1 rRNA gene is annotated in these 903 nt (G+C 47.8%); it reads left to right on the plus strand.

From position 1 onward, the window contains the following. Positions 1 to 184: 184 nt before the first annotated feature. Positions 185 to 903 (plus strand): 23S ribosomal RNA (locus CFT61_RS16345); the annotation flags it as partial.

A 903-nucleotide genomic window follows, 5' to 3' on the forward strand; every position in this document is an offset into this window, starting at 1 on the left:
CAAGGCAAGAAGATCTTTGACATATTGACACAAGCAAAACTGTAAGTAATGAACTTTAGTTCAGACTAAAGTGAATCAAATCGCAAGATGAGATTTCACAAGTTAGAATACAGCTGAAAGTATGAGCTACTTATTCGTTGTCGAGTAATCAGCAATGATAAACGAGATAACAAATACAGTCGTAAAGAAAGTAAGAAAGGGCGTATGGCGGATGCCTAGGCTCACGGAGGCGATGAAGGACGTGATAAGCTGCGATAAGCTTCGGGTAGGTGCAAATAACCCTTGATCCGAAGATTTCCGAATGGGACAACCTAGCCGTCTGAAGGACGGTTACTCAATCTTCAAGATTGAGAGCTAACGCAGGGAACTGAAACATCTTAGTACCTGTAGGAAGAGAAAATAAATTAATGATTCCCCTAGTAGTGGCGAGCGAACGGGGAACAGCCCAAACCAGTGGCGTCGCAAGGCGTGGCTGGGGTTGTAGGACCGCGACATTGTATTGAAATGGTGAGTGGAAGTATCTGGAAAGTTACATCACAGAAGGTGATAATCCTGTACACGAAGCCAAATCAGGCATAGCGGTATCCTGAGTAACGCGGGACACGAGGAATCCTGCGCGAATCTGCCGGGACCATCCGGTAAGGCTAAATACTCCCGTGAGACCGATAGCGAACGAGTACTGTGAAGGAAAGGTGAAAAGAACCCCGAGCAGGGGAGTGAAATAGTTCCTGAAACCATGCGCCTACAAGCGGTCGGAGCACAGCAATGTGTGACGGCGTGCCTTTTGCATAATGATCCTACGAGTTACCGTCACTGGCGAGGTTGAGTACCATGAGGTACGTAGCCGCAGTGAAAGCGAGCCTGAATAGGGCGCACAGTCAGTGGGGGTAGACGCGAAACCAA

The sequence above is a fragment of the Segatella copri genome (assembly GCF_002224675.1).
GTDB classification, from domain to species: Bacteria; Bacteroidota; Bacteroidia; order Bacteroidales; family Bacteroidaceae; genus Prevotella; species Prevotella copri_U.